The sequence below is a fragment of the Haemophilus sp. THUN1690 genome (genome assembly GCF_059704375.1).
Genome location: NZ_AP046582.1, coordinates 387,994 through 407,111, shown reverse-complemented (window position 1 = coordinate 407,111; position 19,118 = coordinate 387,994). Strand labels below are relative to the sequence as shown.

General features: G+C 38.9%; 18 protein-coding genes and 1 riboswitch. Of the genes, 12 read left to right on the top strand and 6 right to left on the bottom strand.

Features of this window, described 5'->3' with window-relative positions; genetic code table 11:
- Positions 1 to 6 precede the first annotated feature (6 nt).
- Both AC6H22_RS01970 and fbpC read left to right on the top strand, forming a co-directional pair.
- On the top strand, positions 7 to 1,527 hold the full coding sequence (locus AC6H22_RS01970; protein WP_118817436.1) for an ABC transporter permease: 1,521 nt from the start codon (positions 7 to 9) through the stop codon (positions 1,525 to 1,527).
- Positions 1,514 to 2,584 carry a Fe(3+) ABC transporter ATP-binding protein FbpC gene (gene fbpC, locus AC6H22_RS01965; RefSeq protein ID WP_192885347.1) on the top strand — a complete coding sequence of 357 codons (1,071 nt, stop codon included), beginning with the start codon at positions 1,514 to 1,516 and terminating at the stop codon, positions 2,582 to 2,584. The genes AC6H22_RS01970 and fbpC overlap by 14 nt, the downstream gene beginning before the upstream one ends.
- A 35-nt stretch (positions 2,585 to 2,619) precedes the next feature.
- Here the strand turns inward: fbpC and AC6H22_RS01960 are convergent, their stop codons facing one another.
- From AC6H22_RS01960 to AC6H22_RS01940, 5 genes are all read right to left on the bottom strand, one after another.
- On the bottom strand, positions 2,620 to 3,300 hold the full coding sequence (locus tag AC6H22_RS01960) for a M15 family metallopeptidase (protein ID WP_118817435.1): 681 nt from the start codon (positions 3,298 to 3,300) through the stop codon (positions 2,620 to 2,622).
- A gap of 1 nt (position 3,301) precedes the next feature.
- On the bottom strand, positions 3,302 to 4,435 hold the full coding sequence (dapE, locus tag AC6H22_RS01955; RefSeq protein ID WP_497515253.1) for a succinyl-diaminopimelate desuccinylase: 1,134 nt from the start codon (positions 4,433 to 4,435) through the stop codon (positions 3,302 to 3,304).
- A gap of 27 nt (positions 4,436 to 4,462) precedes the next feature.
- Positions 4,463 to 4,807: an ArsC family reductase gene (locus AC6H22_RS01950; RefSeq protein ID WP_497515252.1), complete on the bottom strand. Its 345-nt coding sequence runs from the start codon at positions 4,805 to 4,807 to the stop codon at positions 4,463 to 4,465.
- Between the two features lie 78 nt (positions 4,808 to 4,885).
- On the bottom strand, positions 4,886 to 6,766 hold the full coding sequence (gene htpG / locus AC6H22_RS01945) for a molecular chaperone HtpG (RefSeq protein ID WP_497515251.1): 1,881 nt from the start codon (positions 6,764 to 6,766) through the stop codon (positions 4,886 to 4,888).
- A gap of 119 nt (positions 6,767 to 6,885) precedes the next feature.
- Positions 6,886 to 7,947 (bottom strand): ABC transporter substrate-binding protein, encoded by a 1,062-nt coding sequence (locus tag AC6H22_RS01940; protein ID WP_497515250.1) that lies wholly within the window; start codon positions 7,945 to 7,947, stop codon positions 6,886 to 6,888.
- Between the two features lie 52 nt (positions 7,948 to 7,999).
- Positions 8,000 to 8,089: riboswitch (TPP riboswitch) on the bottom strand.
- 120 nt (positions 8,090 to 8,209) lie between these two features.
- Here AC6H22_RS01940 and uvrD point away from each other — a divergent pair.
- From uvrD to AC6H22_RS01915, 5 genes are all read left to right on the top strand, one after another.
- The gene (gene uvrD, locus AC6H22_RS01935) at positions 8,210 to 10,390 is read left to right on the top strand and encodes a DNA helicase II (protein ID WP_005625757.1); all 2,181 of its coding nucleotides are present in this window, start codon (positions 8,210 to 8,212) and stop codon (positions 10,388 to 10,390) included.
- A gap of 87 nt (positions 10,391 to 10,477) precedes the next feature.
- Positions 10,478 to 11,479: an ABC transporter permease subunit gene (locus AC6H22_RS01930; protein ID WP_192885345.1), complete on the top strand. Its 1,002-nt coding sequence runs from the start codon at positions 10,478 to 10,480 to the stop codon at positions 11,477 to 11,479.
- Positions 11,480 to 11,493: 14 nt separating this feature from the next.
- A complete protein-coding gene (locus tag AC6H22_RS01925) occupies positions 11,494 to 12,381 on the top strand; it encodes an ABC transporter permease subunit (protein WP_111407612.1) in 888 nt (295 codons plus the stop codon).
- Between the two features lie 9 nt (positions 12,382 to 12,390).
- On the top strand, positions 12,391 to 13,383 hold the full coding sequence (gene dppD, locus AC6H22_RS01920; protein WP_118817431.1) for a dipeptide ABC transporter ATP-binding protein: 993 nt from the start codon (positions 12,391 to 12,393) through the stop codon (positions 13,381 to 13,383).
- A 2-nt stretch (positions 13,384 to 13,385) separates the two neighbouring features.
- On the top strand, positions 13,386 to 14,369 hold the full coding sequence (locus AC6H22_RS01915) for a peptide ABC transporter ATP-binding protein (RefSeq protein WP_497515249.1): 984 nt from the start codon (positions 13,386 to 13,388) through the stop codon (positions 14,367 to 14,369).
- Between the two features lie 37 nt (positions 14,370 to 14,406).
- Here the strand turns inward: AC6H22_RS01915 and AC6H22_RS01910 are convergent, their stop codons facing one another.
- Positions 14,407 to 15,204 carry a DNA ligase gene (locus AC6H22_RS01910; RefSeq protein ID WP_118817446.1) on the bottom strand — a complete coding sequence of 266 codons (798 nt, stop codon included), beginning with the start codon at positions 15,202 to 15,204 and terminating at the stop codon, positions 14,407 to 14,409.
- Positions 15,205 to 15,411: 207 nt separating this feature from the next.
- On the opposite strand from AC6H22_RS01910, the gene lpcA reads away from it, so the two are divergent.
- From lpcA to artM, 5 genes are all read left to right on the top strand, one after another.
- The gene (lpcA, locus tag AC6H22_RS01905; RefSeq protein WP_118817429.1) at positions 15,412 to 15,996 is read left to right on the top strand and encodes a D-sedoheptulose 7-phosphate isomerase; all 585 of its coding nucleotides are present in this window, start codon (positions 15,412 to 15,414) and stop codon (positions 15,994 to 15,996) included.
- Between the two features lie 125 nt (positions 15,997 to 16,121).
- Entirely contained in the window at positions 16,122 to 16,853 is a 732-nt protein-coding gene (gene artP, locus AC6H22_RS01900) for an arginine ABC transporter ATP-binding protein ArtP (RefSeq protein WP_118817428.1), read from the top strand.
- A 17-nt stretch (positions 16,854 to 16,870) separates the two neighbouring features.
- Positions 16,871 to 17,590, top strand: a complete 720-nt coding sequence (locus AC6H22_RS01895) for a lysine/arginine/ornithine ABC transporter substrate-binding protein (RefSeq protein WP_118817427.1) — start codon at positions 16,871 to 16,873, stop codon at positions 17,588 to 17,590.
- A 3-nt stretch (positions 17,591 to 17,593) separates the two neighbouring features.
- Entirely contained in the window at positions 17,594 to 18,259 is a 666-nt protein-coding gene (artQ, locus tag AC6H22_RS01890; RefSeq protein WP_005646437.1) for an arginine ABC transporter permease ArtQ, read from the top strand.
- The gene (gene artM, locus AC6H22_RS01885; RefSeq protein WP_046953519.1) at positions 18,259 to 18,942 is read left to right on the top strand and encodes an arginine ABC transporter permease ArtM; all 684 of its coding nucleotides are present in this window, start codon (positions 18,259 to 18,261) and stop codon (positions 18,940 to 18,942) included. The genes artQ and artM overlap by 1 nt, the downstream gene beginning before the upstream one ends.
- The last annotated feature ends 176 nt before the right edge of the window (positions 18,943 to 19,118 follow it).

Sequence of the window (19,118 nt, the reverse complement as noted above, 5' to 3'; positions counted from 1 at the left end):
TATCTTTTGACCCGAACGCCCCCACTTTGGCTCACCATCATTATTTTACTTATTGGTTTACCGCTCTTATTACCATTTCTGTATATTCTTTTCCGTGCGATTGAAGTCGGATTAGATCGTAGCCTTGAGCTTCTTATTCGTCCGAGAATGGCGGAATTACTGAGCAATACAATGCTTCTTATGGTCTGTGTGACTATTGGTTCCATTTTTCTCGGTACGCTTTGTGCATTTTTAATTGAACGCTATCATTTTTTCGGCAAATCATTTTTTGAAGTGGCGATGAGTTTGCCACTTTGTATTCCAGCCTTTGTGAGCTGTTTTACTTGGATCAGTCTCACCTTTCGAGTAGAAGGTTTTTGGGGAACAATTGGTATCATGACATTAAGCTCTTTCCCACTCGCTTACTTGCCTATTTCAGCCACACTTAAACGACTTGACCGCTCTCTTGAAGAAGTAAGTCTTTCATTAGGAAAAAGCCAAACTTACACCTTTTGGCACGCTATTTTCCCGCAATTAAAACCAGCAATCGGTAGCAGTTTGTTACTGATAGCATTACATATGCTGGTAGATTTTGGTGCAGTTTCAATTTTAAATTACCAAACATTCACCACAGCTATTTTCCAAGAATATGAAATGTCTTTTAATAATAGCACCGCAGCACTACTTTCCGCTGTATTAATGGCAATTTGTAGCATTATTGTGCTGGGAGAAACATTCTTCCGTGGTAAACAAACGCTTTACAACAGCGGCAAAGGTGTCACTCGTCCTTATCCAGTAAAAACGCTTTCTTTTGGCAAACAATGTTTAACCTTCGGCTTTTTCTCTAGCATATTCATCTTAAGCATTGGCGTGCCTGTGATTATGTTAATTTACTGGCTTATCGTAGGTCATTCACTCGAAAGTGCGGGTGATTTTTCAGAATTTTTATCGGCATTCAGCAGTTCATTTATTATTTCAAGCCTAGGCGCATTGCTTACCGTAATTTGTGCTTTGCCATTGGTTTGGGCAGCTGTACGCTATCGTAGCAAATTAACAATTTGGATCGATCGATTACCTTACCTATTACACGCCGTACCTGGCTTAGTTATCGCATTATCGCTGATCTACTTTACGATCAACTATGCCAACAGCTTATATCAAACCTTTTTAGTTATTATCGTAGCTTACTTTATGCTCTATTTACCAATGGCACAAACCGCACTTAGAGCCTCACTTGAGCAACTATCTGATAATATTGAGAAAGTCGGACAAAGCCTAGGACGAAGTCCATTCTATATTTTCCGGACTTTAACATTACCCGCAATGCTACCAGGCATTGCGGCGGCATTCTCTCTAGTATTTTTGAATTTAATGAAAGAGCTTACTGCAACACTTTTGCTCACGCCAAACGACATCAAAACCCTTTCGATTGCCGTTTGGGAATATACCAGTGATGCGCAATACGCCGCGGCAACGCCTTATGCCTTAATGCTCGTTCTCTTTTCAGGGATTCCTGTGTTTTTATTGAAAAAATATGCATTTAAATAAAATGATAAATAATCCGTTATTATCCGTTAAAAATCTCAATAAATTTTTTAATGAACAACAAGTTCTACACGATATTTCCTTTACCTTGCAACGAGGTGAAATCCTCTTTTTGCTTGGTGCTTCTGGTTGTGGAAAAACAACGTTATTGCGAGCGATCGCAGGATTTGAACAACCCAATACGGGCGAAATTTGGCTAAAAGAGCGGTTAATTTTTGGTGAGAATACGAATGTGTCAACGCAACAGCGTCATCTAGGTTATGTGGTGCAAGAAGGTGTGCTTTTCCCTCACTTAAATGTCTATCGCAACATTGCTTACGGATTAGGGAATGGAAAAGAGAAAACGGATGAGGAGAAAATGCGGATTGAGCAGGCAATGCAACTCACTGGAATTAGTGAACTGGCAGAACGTTTTCCTCACCAACTGTCAGGCGGACAACAACAGCGTGTTGCCCTTGCACGAGCACTAGCGCCGAATCCCGAACTGATTTTATTAGACGAACCTTTTAGTGCCTTAGATGAACATCTTCGCCAGCAAATTCGTCATGATATGCTGAAAGCACTACGTCAAAGCGGTGCATCAGCGATTTTCGTCACCCATGATCGTGATGAAGCATTACGTTATGCAGATAAAATCGCGGTTATCCAACAAGGAAAAATTTTACAAATCGACACGCCTCGTACACTTTATTGGTCGCCTAATCATATTGAAACCGCAAGTTTTATTGGTGACAACATCGTGTTATCGGCGAATCTGATTGATGAAAACACAGTTCAATGCCAATTAGGTAATATTCCTGTAAAAAATAAATCAATCTCGCTGAAAAAAGGTAAGATTTTGCTTCGTCCAGAACAATTCAGCCTGTTTAAAACATCGGAAAATCCAATCGCACTTTTCAAAGGGCAAGTAAAACAAATCGAATTTAAAGGGAAAATTACCACTATTCAAATTGAAATTAATGGCTACGCAATATGGATTGAGAACATCATTTCCCCTGATTTATCTATTGGCGATGAGCTACCAATTTATTTGCATGGAAAAGGGCTTTTTTACGCCTAAGAATAAAGCCTTATCTTCACGATAAGGCTTTATTTTTAAACAATATATTCAGAAAAAATTTGTTCAAGATTTGATATTAAACAGTCTGCGCCTAAAATATTTTCCCCTTTCCATGCCTGTTGCAAAATGTCTGGAGAAAATTGCTGGCTTGCCAATTCAGCTAACGGCAAATAACTGATATGCCAAGGCTCCCTCCCCACTTTCTTATTGGACTGCATATTTATAAAAGGTAAAGCAAAATCAAAGTGCGGTAAATTTTCGGTAAGAAATTCACTCAATTCAAAGAAATAGCCGCCTTTTTCATATTCCCAAGGCTCCAGTTGTAAAGATTGACCTTGTGGCAAAAGATCAGGATCGAAAATATCCACTTCCGTTCCCCAATGATGACGGCTCGCCCCCGGTAATGCAGACCAACGTAAAATCGCCTGACATTTTTGCCAGTCATCTAATTGGTTCAAATCTAATGCCTTTCCTGTGTCATCATGGACTTTTCTCTCGCCCTTAAATTTGCTGTTCCAAATAAGCTGTTGCCGTTCAAAATCACGAAAACTGCTCGCTGGCTGTAAATTAAAGCCATTTTTTGCCGCACTTTTTTGCAGCCCTTGAAATGCGTTCACAGCTTGCGTTTGCAAAAAATGATTTGATGAATGAGTTGCGGGTAAATTGACTAAATGCTCACGGGACTTTCCTGTAAGCATTTCTGGGGTTAATTTCATTTTAGTTATCCAATAAATTCACTAACATTTTTTGATAAATTTCACCGCACTTGCCAAGATCTTCTACACAGACGCATTCATTTACTTTATGAATTGTTGCGTTAAGTGGACCAAATTCCACTACTTCTGCGCCCATCAATGCAATAAAACGACCGTCTGACGTGCCACCACCTGTTTCGGCCTTTGGCGTTATGCCTGTGATTTCCTCAATAGCGGAGGTTATCGAATCTAATAATTTACCCGGTTTTGTTAAAAACGGTTTACCTGATAAATTCCATTCAATACGATATTTCAAATTATGTTTTTCTAGCATTTCAACCACTTTTTGCTTGATGATTTCATCTGTTACTTCTGTGCAATAACGCAAATTGAACTGAATATATAACTCGCCTGGAATCACATTATTACTTCCTGTACCCGCATGAATATTAGCAATTTGTAGGCTTGTGGGAGGGAAAAACTCATTGCCTTCATCCCATTGGTAAGTTGTTAATTCTTGCAAAAATGGGGCTGCTTTATGGATTGGGTTTTCGGCTAAATGCGGATATGCCACATGCCCTTGAATCCCCTGAATATAAAGATTTCCTGTAATTGAACCGCGGCGACCATTTTTGACAACATCGCCTAAGTTTTTAGCACTCGATGGCTCGCCAACCATACAATAAGTAATTTTTTCACCACGTGCCATTAAAGCTTCAACCACACGCACTGTACCATCTTTTGCAGCAGCCTCTTCATCAGATGTAATCAATAATGCAATGGTGCCCTTATGATTAGGATTTGCTTTTACATATTCTTCTGCCGCAACAATCATTGCAGCAAGGGAGCCTTTCATATCCGCCGCACCGCGACCATAAAGCATGCCATCAATAATTTCAGCAGAAAACGGCGAATATGACCATTGATTTTCATCGCCTGTAGGCACAACATCCGTATGTCCCGCAAAAGCAATCACAGGCTCACCCGCTCCGTGCTTTGCCCACAAATTCAGCGTATCATTAAAAGGCATCCATTCAATTTGAAAACCTAACTTTTCTAAACGTTCGGCGATAATTTGCTGACAGCCTTCGTCATTAGGGCTAATAGACGGTCGACGAATTAAATCTTGCGCCAACGAAACCACTTTTTCTCTCATAAAAACTCCTAAGAAAATAACCGCACTCTAGGCAAAAGCAGCCTGATATTCCTTCTCATTAAAACCAATTAATGCCTTCCCATCTTGTAAAATAATTGGGCGTTTAATCAAGGTTGGATTCTCAGCCAACACGGAAAGTGCGGTAGCTTTATCAAGAGAATTTTTAACTTGCTCAACCAAATTACGCCAAGTTGTACTACGTTTATTTACCAACACATCCCACCCAAATTGAGCTTCCGCTTGGACTAAAAAATTTGAATCTAAACCATCAACACGGTAGTCGTGAAGTTTGTGTTCAATATTGTGATCCGCCAGCCATTTCAACGCTTTCTTCACCGTATCGCAATTTTTAATGCCGTAAACTGTAATCATATTTCACCTAAAAAAGAAAAATCCCCAATCTAATTAGACTGAGGATTTTAACCCTTATACTACTTCATCTCAAATGAATTAACCTAACAACTTATTGATACGTTTAATAAACGCAGCTGGATTTTCCAAAGATCCGCGCTCTGCTAACATAGCTTGTTCAAGTAATAATTCCACCCAATCAGCAAATTCAGCTTCATCTGCAATATCAGCCACTTTTTTCACTAAGTGGTGTTCTGGATTCAGTTCAAAGGTGTATTTTACTTCTGGAACGGGTTGCCCTGCGGCGGCAAACAATTTCGCCATTTGGGTCGTCATTTGATCATTATCCGTAGAAACCACCGCTGGTGTATCCGTTAAATTGTGAGTTAAACGCACCGTTTTCACACGTTCACCAAGCAAGTTTTTCACACGCTCAATAAAACTACCAAAGGCTTCATCTTGTTGTTTTTGTGTTTCAGATTCTTTATCTGCTAAATCACCTAAATCCAAATCGGCTTTTGTAATACTTTGTAATTGTTTACCATCGAATTCAGTTAAATAGCTTAACATCCATTCATCAATGCGATCGGAAAGCAATAAAACCTCAATGCCTTTTTTATTGAATAATTCCAAGTGTGGGCTATTTTTCGCTGCAACATAGCTGTCCGCTGTAATGTAATAGATAGCTTTTTGCCCCTCTTTCATACGCGAGATGTAATCTTCTAAAGACACAGTTTGCTCGCTACTATCATTATGTGTCGAAACAAAACGCAATAACTTAGCGACAGTTTCTTTGTTAGCAAAATCTTCTGCAGGGCCTTCTTTCAAGACTAAACCAAACTCTTTCCAGAATTGAAGATATTTTTCTGCATCATTTTTTGCTAATTTTTCTAGCATTTGTAATGAACGCTTAGTTAATGCTTTGCGTAATGCAGCCGTAATTTTGTTATCTTGCAAAATTTCACGAGACACATTTAATGGCAAGTCATTGCTATCGATTAAACCACGCATAAAACGGAGATAATTCGGCATAAATTGCTCAGCATCATCCATAATAAATACACGTTGAACATAAAGTTTTAAGCCGTGTTTATGTTCGCGATTAAATAAATCCCAAGGTGCTTTAGCTGGCACATAAAGCAAACTAGTATATGCTTGATTTCCTTCCACTTTGTTATGCGCCCAAGTAACAGGATCAGCAAAATCATGGCTTAAGTGTTTATAAAACTCTTTGTATTCCTCATCGGAAACATCATTTTTAGAGCGCGTCCAAAGTGCATCGGATTTATTAATTTTCTCCCATTTTTCACCGCACTCTTTGCCTTCATCATCGTATTCTTTCGTCAGCATTTCCACTGGCAAGCCAATATGGTCAGAATATTTACCGATAATTTCACGCAAACGCCATTCGTTTAAAAATTCTTTTTCATCTTCGCGTAAATGTAAAATCACATCTGTGCCACGGGATTTTTTCTCAATATCCGCTACAGAATATTCGCCTTCGCCCGCAGATTCCCAAAGTACGCCTTTATCAGTTGCCTCACCTGCCGCACGGGTTTTCACCGTGACTTTATCGGCAACGATAAACGCCGAATAGAAACCTACACCAAATTGCCCAATAAGTTGGCTATTTTTTGCTTGGTCTTGGCCAAGTGCGGTTAAAAATTCTTTTGTTCCTGATTTCGCAATCGTACCCAAATGATCGATGACTTGCTCGCGAGTCATACCTATGCCGTTATCGCTAATTGTGATCGTTCCTTTATCCGCATCAAAGCTAACACGCACACGCAAGTCGCCATCGCCTTCATATAAAGCAGGGTTGGAAAGTGCTTTAAAGCGTAATTTATCTGCTGCATCAGAGGCATTAGAAATTAATTCACGTAAAAAAATTTCTTTGTTGGAATACAAAGAATGGATCATTAATTGGAGAAGTTGTTTGACTTCAGATTGGAAGCCGCGAGTTTCTTGATTTTGTGACATAATTTTTTCCTTCATAAAGATAAAAATTGAACGTCATAGATATAAGAATAAAAAGAAAGATTTCAAGGAAAAGCAAAGTGCGGTGAATTTTCACCGCACTTTTATCAAGCTAACATCAATTACTCTTTTCTTTCCTTCACATTTTCAACCCAGCGTTCTATTAATCGTTTCGCCTCTTGATCCGAACCAAATTTGATGAAATCAATATCAATCAATTTAAGTTTCGCAGGATCAGAAAGATGTGGATGCGCTTTGGCATGAATATTTGTTGGCAGTTGGTAAGAATCCGCCTCACGCCAAGGAATTTCTTGAGCTTCTGCAGAAAGAACAAAATCGACAAAGCGTTTAGCATTATCTAAATTGCGTCCATTTTTAATGATACTGACCGCCCCTAACGTATAGCCAGTGCCTTCGCAAGGTAAAGCACCAATAACCGGTGCACCTTTATCCTTTTCACGCACATAAGTATGCATAAAACCAATATCAACAGCGGCTGCGCCCGTAGAAATATTAGCCGTTGCTAATCCAGTTTTCGTGTATTGAGCAATGTTTTTGTCAAGTTCTTTCAAATAAGCAAAGGCTTTATCTTCGCCCATAATTTCAATTAAAGTTGTAAGAATAGTGTAGCCAGTACCCGATACTCGAGGATCTGGATATTGAATTAACCCTTTAAATTCTGGTTTTAATAAATCAGCATAACATTGAGGTTTCGCGATATTTTTTTCAGCTAGCAGTTTTTCATTCATCCCAATGCCAAGCTCCATAAGATAAATAATCGACGTAGTATCGCCACGTTGTTCCGTGAGCTTTTTGAATTGAGGCATAATTTCTTTTTGCAGAGGCGAACGATAAATTTCTAACAAACCTGCATCTCGTGCTTGAAAGTGCGGTTCCAATGTACCGCCATACCAAACGTCTGCTTGTGGGTTTTCTTTTTCAGCTTTGATTTTGCCTAATACAGTCCCTGTGCTATTACGCACAAACTGAGTGTCCACATTATATTTTTTGCTAAAAGCGTGAGCGACTTTTTCACAAGTCGTGTTTTGGACGCTGCAATAAAGCACTAATTTGCCTTCTGCTTGAGCAGGCGTTGATAAACTTAATCCTAATAAGCCGCAACCAAGCACGCTGGAAAGTGCGGTCAATTTAAAAGAATTTTTTAAAGAAAAAGAGAGTGTCATGATGCATCCTTACTTATATGAATACAGAAAAAAGTAAGTCAGCCCTTTAAGTAAGAAGGAGAGATTAGTTTCCTACGCCAGTGCTAACTGTTTCAGGTTCACGGGTATTTTCTCAGCGATGTCCGCACCCCGACTAACCTCGAATCAATATAAGTTGTAATACTATTTTTGTAAAGTCGGATAAGTTTATGATTTTCTTGATTGTGATATAAAAAAATTAGACTTATAATTCCTGTAAATTTGAACAGATAAAAATTTCATCATGGATATTTCTGAATTACTTGACGGACTTAACGATAAACAACGCGAAGCCGTAGCAGCCCCTCTTGGTAATCACTTAGTGCTAGCGGGTGCAGGCTCTGGCAAAACGCGTGTATTGACGCACCGTATCGCTTGGTTAATTGCGGTAGAAAATATTTCTGAAGGCAGCATTATGGCGGTGACATTTACTAATAAAGCAGCAGCAGAAATGCGTCATCGTATTCAATCTACCCTTGCCAAACACGCACAACATCAATTATTTGGTATGTGGATTGGCACCTTCCACAGCATTGCCCATCGTTTATTGCGAGCTCATCATTTAGATGTGGGATTGCCACAAGATTTCCAAATTTTGGATTCAGAAGATCAACTTCGTTTAATTAAACGGTTATTAAAATTACATAATTTTGATGAAAAAGCTTTTCCGCCTAAACAGGCTTGTTGGTACATCAATAACAAAAAAGATGAAGGCTTGCGACCAAATGACATTGAAGATTTTAATGATCGTCAAGAGCGTGAATGGATTAAAATTTATAAGATCTATCAAGACACCTGCGATCGCGCAGGATTGGTCGATTTTGCAGAATTATTAATTCGGGCCTATGAATTATTTGAGAAAAAACCATTAATTTTGCAACGTTATCAACAACGTTTTCAGCATATTTTGGTGGATGAGTTTCAAGATACCAATAAAATTCAATATAAATGGATCAAAATTCTCGCGGGAGAAACAGGCAAAGTCATGATCGTGGGCGATGACGATCAATCTATTTATGGTTGGCGTGGCGCACAAATCGAAAATATTCAAAAATTCTTGAAAGATTTTAAAGCCGAAACAATTCGCCTTGAACAAAACTATCGTTCTACCGCCAATATCCTAAACAGCGCAAATGAATTAATTGCAAACAATAGTGATCGTCTTGGTAAAAATTTATGGACAGAGGGTGAAAAAGGCGATCCCGTGGGCATCTATGCTGCGTTTAATGAATTAGACGAAGCAAAATTTGTCGCTTCACAAATTCAGGATTGGGTAGAACATGGCGGAAAACTTGATGATTGCGCTGTACTTTATCGTAGTAATAGCCAATCACGGGTTATTGAAGAAGCCTTAATTCGTTGTCAAATTCCATATCGTATTTATGGCGGTATGCGTTTCTTCGAACGCCAAGAAATTAAAGATGCGTTAGCCTATCTTCGTTTGATTAATAATCGTCAAGATGATGCGGCTTTTGAGCGTGTAATTAATACGCCAACCCGTGGCATTGGCGACCGCACTTTAGATATATTGCGTAACTTAACACGCGAACGCCAAATTACCTTGTGGCAAGCAGTACAAGTCGCGACACAAGAAAATATGTTGGCTGGACGAGCCTCAACAGCATTATTGCGTTTCCAGGAATTAATTAATTCACTACAACTTGATACCGCAGAAATGCCGCTTTTCGCACAAACTGATTTTGTGATTAAACATTCGGGTTTATATGAAATGTATAAACAAGAAAAAGGTGAAAAAGGCGAAGTGCGTATTGAAAACTTGGAAGAATTAGTTACCGCGACCCGTGAATTCATCAAACCTGATGATGCAGAAGATATGACGGAACTCACCGCCTTTTTAACTCACGCCTCTTTAGAAGCGGGTGAAGAACAAGCTTCTCCACATCAATCTTGTGTAGAAATGATGACATTACACTCCGCTAAAGGCCTAGAATTTCCTCGTGTATTTATGGTTGGCGTAGAAGAAGGTTTATTCCCAAGTTACCGTTCTTTTGAAGAACCTGGGCGTTTAGAAGAAGAACGTCGTTTAGCTTACGTCGGTATTACTCGCGCGAAGAAAAAACTGACCATCTCTTATGCGGAAAGCCGTCGATTATATGCCAAAGAAGAACGCCATTTACCATCACGTTTTATAGCCGAATTACCGAGAGAATGTATCCAAGAAATTCGTTTACGAGGAACTGTCACGCGCGCGATGAATCTAGCAAAAGTCGGTTCATTGTCGAATACCTGTGCGGTCGAAAATGAATGGAAAATGGGTCAAAAAGTCAAACATGAAAAATTCGGTTTTGGCACCGTCATTAATGTCGAAGGATCAGATAACAATACTCGCCTACAAATTGCCTTCCAAGCGCAAGGCATTAAATGGCTCATTGCACATTTGGCAAAACTGGAAAAAGTGCGGTAGAATCCAAGAGAGTTTTACTTCTACCGATTAATTTCTTTGAAAAGTGCGGTGAATTTTAACTGCACTTTTTTGTATTTGAGTGATTGAATGTTTAAATTTTTCTTCAAACGTATCTTAATGGTAATTCCAACTTTTATTGCCATTACTTTTATCACTTTTGCCCTTGTGCATTTTATTCCTGGCGATCCAGTTGAAATAATGATGGGTGAACGTGGCTTAACACCTGAAATACATCAACAAATGATGCATCAATTAGGATTAGATCTTCCTTTGCATGAACAATATTTTCATTATATTGCTAAAGTGCTACAAGGTGATTTTGGGGCATCATTCCGCACTCAACAACCTGTTCTTACCGAATTCTTTACACTTTTCCCTGCCACAGCTGAATTAGCATTTTTTGCGTTATTTTGGTCGTTATTAGGCGGAGTGATTTTAGGGACGATTGCAGCAGTAAAAAAAGATAGTTGGATTTCTCACACAGTTACAGCTGCATCGCTCACTGGTTATTCTATGCCAATTTTCTGGTGGGGATTGATTTTAATTTTATACGTTTCACCACAACTCGGTTTACCGCAAGGTGGACGTTTAGATAATGAATTTTGGATCGATACGCCGACAGGATTTATGCTCATTGACAGCTGGCTGTCTGGTATGCCCGCCGCCTTCGAAAATGCGGTTAAATCCTTAATTCTTCCTGCAATAGTCCTAGGCACAGTTCCTCTCGCCATTATTACGCGTATGACACGATCTGCGATGTTGGAAGTGTTAGGTGAAGATTACATTCGTACGGCAAAAGCAAAAGGTCTAAGTTATACTCGAATCGTTATTGTGCATGCATTGCGTAATGCATTAATTCCTGTTGTCACTGTGGTCGGATTAATTGTAGGTCAATTACTTTCTGGTGCAGTACTCACAGAAACCATTTTTTCATGGCCAGGAATTGGAAAATGGATTATTGATGCCATTCAAGCGCGCGATTATCCGGTATTACAGGGTTCTGTACTAATTATTGCGACGATTATTATTGTGGTGAATTTAACCGTCGATTTACTTTACGGCGTGGTCAATCCGCGTATCCGTCATTAATTGTAGGAGAAATTATGTCTGACACGCCTTCAACTTTCGCGCCGAAAACGCCCTTACAAGAATTTTGGTTTTACTTCAAACAAAACCGAGGCGCGCTAATCGGTTTAACCTTTATTGTGATTGTTGCCTTAATCAGCATTTTCGCGCCTTATATTGCGCCTTTTGATCCAACAGAACAAAATCGTACCGCACTTTTACTGCCTCCCTCTTGGTATGAAGGAGGCAATCCAGCCTATTTACTCGGAACAGATGATATTGGGCGAGATATCCTTTCTCGCATCATTTACGGAACGCGAATCTCTGTCTTTGCGGGATTTGTCATCGTATTACTATCTTGCGCCTTTGGTACCAGTCTTGGCTTGATTTCTGGCTATTATGGCGGCGTGCTAGATACAATTATTATTCGCCTAATTGATATTATGCTCGCGATTCCAAACCTGCTCTTGACGATTGTAGTCGTCTCTATTTTAGAGCCATCACTCGCCAATGCCACTTTAGCGATCGCCGTTGTATCAATTCCTAGCTATGTGCGTTTAACTCGAGCTGCGGTGATGAATGAAAAAAATCGTGATTATGTCACCTCCTCTAAAGTCGCTGGCGCAGGTGTTCTTCGCCTCATGTTTATTGTGATTTTACCAAACTGTTTAGCGCCCTTGATTGTGCAAATGACGATGGGAATTTCCAATGCAATCTTAGAGCTTGCGACACTTGGTTTCTTAGGCATTGGTGCAAAGCCACCAACACCTGAACTTGGTACAATGCTTTCAGAAGCTCGTGGTTTTATGCAAGCGGCAAACTGGTTGGTTACAATTCCTGGCTTAGTGATTTTATCTTTAGTGCTCGCCTTTAACTTAATGGGTGATGGCTTGCGTGATGCACTTGATCCAAAACTCAAACAATAGGAAAACAGAATGGCATTATTAGACGTAAAAGAACTTTCTGTTCACTTTGGCGATAAAAAAACGCCATTTAAAGCCGTGGATCGCATCAGCTATCAAGTTGCACAAGGCGAAGTGCTTGGCATTGTGGGAGAATCAGGCTCAGGTAAATCTGTAAGTTCTCTCGCAATTATGGGATTAATTGATCATCCAGGACGTGTATCGGCAGAATCCTTGCAATTTGAAAACACAAATTTACTCACTTTAGAGAGTAAAGCTAAACGTCAGCTTATTGGCGCTGATGTTGCGATGATTTTCCAAGATCCGATGACAAGCTTGAATCCAGCTTATACTGTGGGGTTCCAAATTATGGAAGCGTTAAAAACTCATGAAGGCGGTACAAAAAAGGCAAGAAAAGACCGCACTTTAGAGCTTTTAAGATTGGTCGGTATTTCTGATCCTGAATCTCGGATTGATGTTTATCCCCATCAGCTGTCTGGTGGAATGAGTCAGCGTGTGATGATTGCCATGGCAATTGCTTGCAGACCTAAATTATTGATTGCCGATGAGCCAACAACTGCGTTAGATGTCACTATTCAAGCACAAATTATGGAGCTCTTACTCGAATTGCAGAAAAAAGAATGCATGTCGCTGATTTTGATTACTCATGATCTTGCGCTTGTTGCTGAAGCTGCAGATCGAATTATCGTGATGTATGCAGGACAAATTGTTGAAGAAGGCACCGCAAAAGATATTTTCCGCGAGCCAAAACATCCTTACACTCAGGCCTTGTTACGTTCATTACCTGAATTTGCAGAAGGAAAATCTCGCTTAGCGTCATTACAAGGTGTAGTACCTGGAAAATACGATCGCCCAACAGGCTGTTTATTAAATCCTCGCTGTCCTTATGCAACCGAATACTGTCGCCAAGTCGAACCTCAATTGCATCATATCGGTTCTCGCAAAGTAAAATGCCATACTCCGCTGAACGAGCAAGGCAATCCCGTTGAATATCAAGGAGCTTAATAATGACGAATGAAGTAAAAGAAAATGCGCCATTATTAAATGCGATTGGCTTAAAAAAATATTACCCTGTAAAAAAAGGCTTGTTTGCAAAACCACAGCAAGTAAAAGCGTTAGATGGTGTCTCTTTTCAGCTTGAACGAGGTAAAACTTTAGCTGTCGTGGGTGAATCAGGTTGTGGAAAATCAACGCTAGGCCGTTTGCTAACCATGATTGAACAACCAACCGAAGGCGAGCTGTATTACAAAGGGCATAATTTTTTAGAAAATGATCCTGAAACAAAAGCATTACGTCGTAAAAAAATTCAGATTGTTTTCCAAAATCCTTATGCATCATTAAATCCACGCAAAAAAATTGGTTCAATTTTGGAAGAACCATTGATCATCAATACAAAATTTTCTGCCAAAGAACGTCGAGAAAAAGTTTTATCAATGATGGAAAAAGTGGGATTGCGCACTGAATTTTATGATCGTTATCCTCACATGTTCTCAGGCGGACAACGCCAGCGTATTGCCATCGCTCGAGGTTTAATGTTAGATCCTGATGTTGTCGTTGCCGATGAACCGGTTTCTGCATTGGATGTTTCCGTGCGTGCTCAAGTACTGAATTTAATGATGGATTTACAAGATGAATTAGGCTTGTCTTACGTGTTCATTTCACACGATCTTTCTGTGGTAGAACATATCGCTGATGAAGTGATGGTGATGTATTTAGGTCGTTGTGTCGAAAAAGGAACAACAGAGCAAATCTTCTCTAATCCTCAACATCCTTATACCAAGGCATTACTTTCCGCGACACCACGTTTGTCGCCAAACTTGCGCCGTGAACGTATAAAACTGACAGGCGAATTACCAAGCCCGATTAATCCGCCAAAAGGCTGTACATTTAATCCTCGTTGTTGGAAAGCGACAGAAAAATGTCGTGAAAATCAACCGTACTTGGAACAATATACTGATGGAAAATTAATTGCTTGTTTCCATATTGATTAAATTCATTTTGCCAGACTGATAAATAAGCTCATTTTTTCTATCGCCAATAGGTTGCAAATCGAGGTTTTCCACGACTCGTGATACCTCGATATTTATAAGTAATCACAGATCCTATCGGAGGGGGATTTTCCCGTTCGTTTAAATTAAAACCCGAACCGATTTTAAATTCTCCCCGATGATTTTTACAAGTTAAAGCACCCATCACATTTTCAAATTGTCCTTTGCCTTTATGATGTGCAATGACCGTACACTCTTCATCTTGAGTTGTTTTCAATTTTAAAATCCGATGGCTACGTTTTCGTTCATAAGATGCATGAGGATCTCGAACAACGACGCCTTCCCCCTTCAAAGACTCGATTTGACTAAGAAACTCATATAAATGCGCTTTATCTCTCACTGGGATTTGTTCAATAATTTCAATGTAAGTTGTTGGATGTTCAAGTAAATACGCTTTCAATTTAGCTAAACGATCAAATAAATTGCCCTCTGCATCAGGCACATCAAAAACATACAATTTAAGTTTGTCCCAACCATTGCCTTTAAAAGATTTTGTAATTGATGAAATTTCTTCAAAATGATTCCGCCCACTAAATAATTCACCATCAATCGCAAAAGGCGGAAAATCCTTAATGAAATAGGCGGGCGGAGATAAACGTTGCCCTTGTCGAGTTAATAATTGCTTTCCATCCCAATAACCGCGTACACCATCTAATTTTTCAGACATCACCCAACCTTCTATTGGTTGATTATCGTAGGTATGAAGAAGCATTAAATCTATGTTAGCCAAAGCGAAAGAGCTCACGAAGAAAAGTAACAAAGTGCGGTAAAATTTCATAATGTTTTTGTAAATTTTAGTACTGGTCATTTTTCTCAGAATAAGTTTATCTGGAGTAATCCCAAAACGTGTCATTTCACTATTGCGATCTAAATCGCAAAAAATCATTACTTCTTCGGAAAAAGATGAATTTTTATTTACGCTAGCGAAGAATGTTTATCTGCTATACAATGCCATCGCGATTTTATTCCCAACAAGGAGCAATCAATGTATTTAGAGCAAATCAAAGCAGAACTTGTGGAAGCACAAGATGTGTTAAACAAATTTATTTCTGATGAAAATAACATTAAATTAATTCAAAAAGCCGCATTATTAATTTCAAATAGCTTCAAACAAGGAGGCAAAGTGCTTTCTTGTGGTAATGGCGGTTCGCACTGTGATGCGATGCATTTTGCAGAAGAATTAACAGGTCGTTATCGTGAAAATCGTCCTGGCTACCCCGCTATTGCGATTTCAGATGTAAGTCATTTAAGCTGTGTAAGTAATGATTTTGGTTATGAATATGTCTTTTCACGCTATGTTGAAGCGGTGGGTCAAAAAGGTGATGTGTTATTCGGTTTATCGACTTCAGGTAATTCAAAAAATATTTTAAATGCTATTGAAGCCGCAAAAGCAAAAGGCATGAAAGTCATTGCGATGACAGGAAAAGACGGGGGAAAAATGGCTGGATTAGCGGATGTTGAAATTCGTGTGCCACATTTCCGTTATGCAGATCGTATTCAAGAAATCCATATCAAAGTCATTCATATTTTAATGATGTTAATTGAATTCGAGATGGCTAGAGAAGCGTAAAATGCGGTTGATTTCAATCAAATTTTTAAAATCCCAAGTTTTTTTGGGATTTTTTATTTACGCCACTTGCATAATTATGCATAAAAATGTAATATTTTTTCATCTTAAAAGACGAGAAAATTGAAATGACTATTCGTGTTAAAAATCTAAATTTCTTTTACGGTTCATCTCAAGCATTATTTGATATTAATCTTGAAGCTAATGAGGGTGATACCGTTGTATTGCTTGGCCCAAGTGGCGCAGGTAAAAGCACATTGATTCGCACATTAAATTTATTAGAAGTACCAAAATCTGGCGAATTAAGCATTGCAAACAATGATTTTAATTTATCCAATGCAATAGCAAATCCCAAAGCAATCCGACAATTACGCCAAGATGTAGGAATGGTATTTCAACAATATCATCTTTGGCCGCACTTAACGGTAATTGAAAACTTAATTGAAGCGCCAATGAAAGTGCGGGGCATAAGCGAAAATGAAGCCAAAGCAGATGCAATGGAGTTGCTAAAACGTTTACGTTTAGAACAACTGGCAGATCGCTTTCCATTACATTTATCAGGCGGTCAGCAACAACGTGTTGCAATTGCCCGCGCACTGATGATGAAACCACAAGTTCTTCTATTTGATGAACCAACGGCAGCGCTAGATCCAGAAATTACAGCGCAAGTTGTAGATATAATTAAAGAATTACAAGAAACTGGCATTACCCAAGTGATTGTGACCCACGAAGTCAATGTTGCACAAAAAGTCGCAACGAAAGTGGTGTATATGGAACAGGGAAAAATTGTCGAAATAGGCTCGGCAGATTGTTTTGAAAACCCGAAAACCGAACAATTTAAACAATATCTTTCTCACTAGAGAATAAGGATTTTATTATGAAAAAAACATTGTTAACTACAATTTTATTAGGCGCATCCGTAGCAGCAAGCGCACAAGAGCTTACTTTTGCAATGGAACCTAGCTATCCACCATTTGAAACCACAAATGAAAAAGGTGAGATTATTGGTTTTGATGTCGATGTGGCAAATGCAATTTGTAAAGAAATCCAAGCAACCTGTAAATTCAAAGGCGAAGCTTTTGATGCATTAATTCCAAATTTAAAAGCAAAACGCTTTGACGCTTCCATTTCCGCTATTGATATTACCGATGCGAGAGCAAAACAGGTTTTATTCTCTGATGCATATTACGATAGCACTGCAAGCTATGTAACCCTTAAAGGAAAAGCAACGTTAGAAAGTGCCAAAAATGTCGGCGTTCAAAATGGAACCACATTCCAACAATACACAGTAGCTGAAACTAAACAATATACAACTAAGGCTTATGCGAGCTTACAAAGCGCAATTTTAGACTTAAAGAGCGGTAGAATTGATATGATTTTTGGTGATACCGCAGTACTTGCAGATATGATTAGCAAAGAACCAGAAATGCAATTTGTTGGCGAAAAAGTAGCAAATAAAAAATATTTTGGTAATGGTTTAGGCATTGCTATGCATAAATCAAATAAAGAATTAGCTGAGCAATTAAACAAAGGTTTAGCTGCAATTAAAGCAAATGGTGAATACCAAAAAATCTATGATAAATGGATGACAAAATAATCTATGAGTTATGATTTTCTTTCTTTAATGCTTACCGCAGCCCTAATGACTTTAGGGCTTGCGGTCTGTTCATTAATCCTAGGCTTATTTTTAAGTCTAATTTTTGCCGTACTTGAAGCAAACCGTTTTGTTGGTAAACCAACGGCAATACTTATTGCCTTATTGCGTGGCTTACCTGAAATTCTCGTTGTATTACTCGTATATTTTGGTTCTACTGAATTAGTAGAAATGCTAACAGGAGAATACATTGAATTTGGGGCATTTGGCTGTGGTGTGTTTGCGCTTTCTCTCATTTTTGCAGCTTATGCTTCACAAACATTACGCGGCGCAATTCAAGCTATTCCGAAAGGTCAATGGGAGTCTGGCGCAGCGTTAGGCTTAAGCAAAAGCTATACGTTCATCCACATTGTCATGCCACAAGTATGGCGCCATGCCTTACCAGGTTTAAGCAATCAATGGCTTGTATTACTAAAAGATACAGCATTGGTTTCATTAATTGGCGTGGACGATTTGATGCGCCAAGCGGATCTGATTAATACCAATACACATCAACCCTTCACTTGGTACGGTATTGCTGCATTAATTTATTTGGCAGTGACATTAATTAGCCAAGTTGGTATTCGAAAATTAGAGCTACGTTTTACTCGTTTTGAAAGGGGCGTGAAATAATGTTTCAAGAATATTTAAGCGTAATCGCACAAGGGATTCCAACGAGTTTGTTGCTTACAGTCGTATCGTTGCTGATTGCCTTCTGTTTGGCATTATTTCTCACTTTTTTACTTTCAATGGAAAATAAATGGATAAAAAGTGCGGTCAATTTATACCTTACTTTATTCACAGGCACGCCACTATTAGTACAGTTCTTTTTAATTTATGCGGGGCCTGGCCAATTCCAATGGATTATTGACAGCCCATTATGGTATGTCTTATCCAATGCCTGGTTCTGTGCCGCATTAGCTTTAGCACTAAACAGTGCGGCCTACTCTACACAATTATTTCATGGTGCAGTGAAAGCTATTCCAAAAGGACAATGGGAAAGTTGTGCCGCATTAGGATTAAACCGCATACAAACTTTAAAAATTTTAATTCCTTATGCCTTAAAACGTGCGTTGCCTTCTTACAGTAACGAAATTATTTTGGTATTTAAAGGCACGGCATTAGCTTCCACGATTACGATTATGGATATTATGGGTTACGCACGCCAACTTTATGGTACCGAATATGATGCACTGACAATTTACGGCATCGCAGGCGCGATATATTTAATTATTACGGGCATTGCAACTTTATTGCTACGTAAATTAGAGAAAAAAGTATTAGCATTTGAACGTTTTGAAGTAAGCAAAGCGTAAAGTGCGGTAAAATCTTTAGTCATTTTTAAATCCCAACCTAGGTTGGGATTTTTTATATTTTAATGTGATAGTTTTCTCAAAAAGCTATTTAAAAATAAGATTTCCGAGAATTTTAACTGAACTTTTAGTCAACTATTTTCTACTCCGCCCTAAAATAAATAACGGTGATCGCCTTA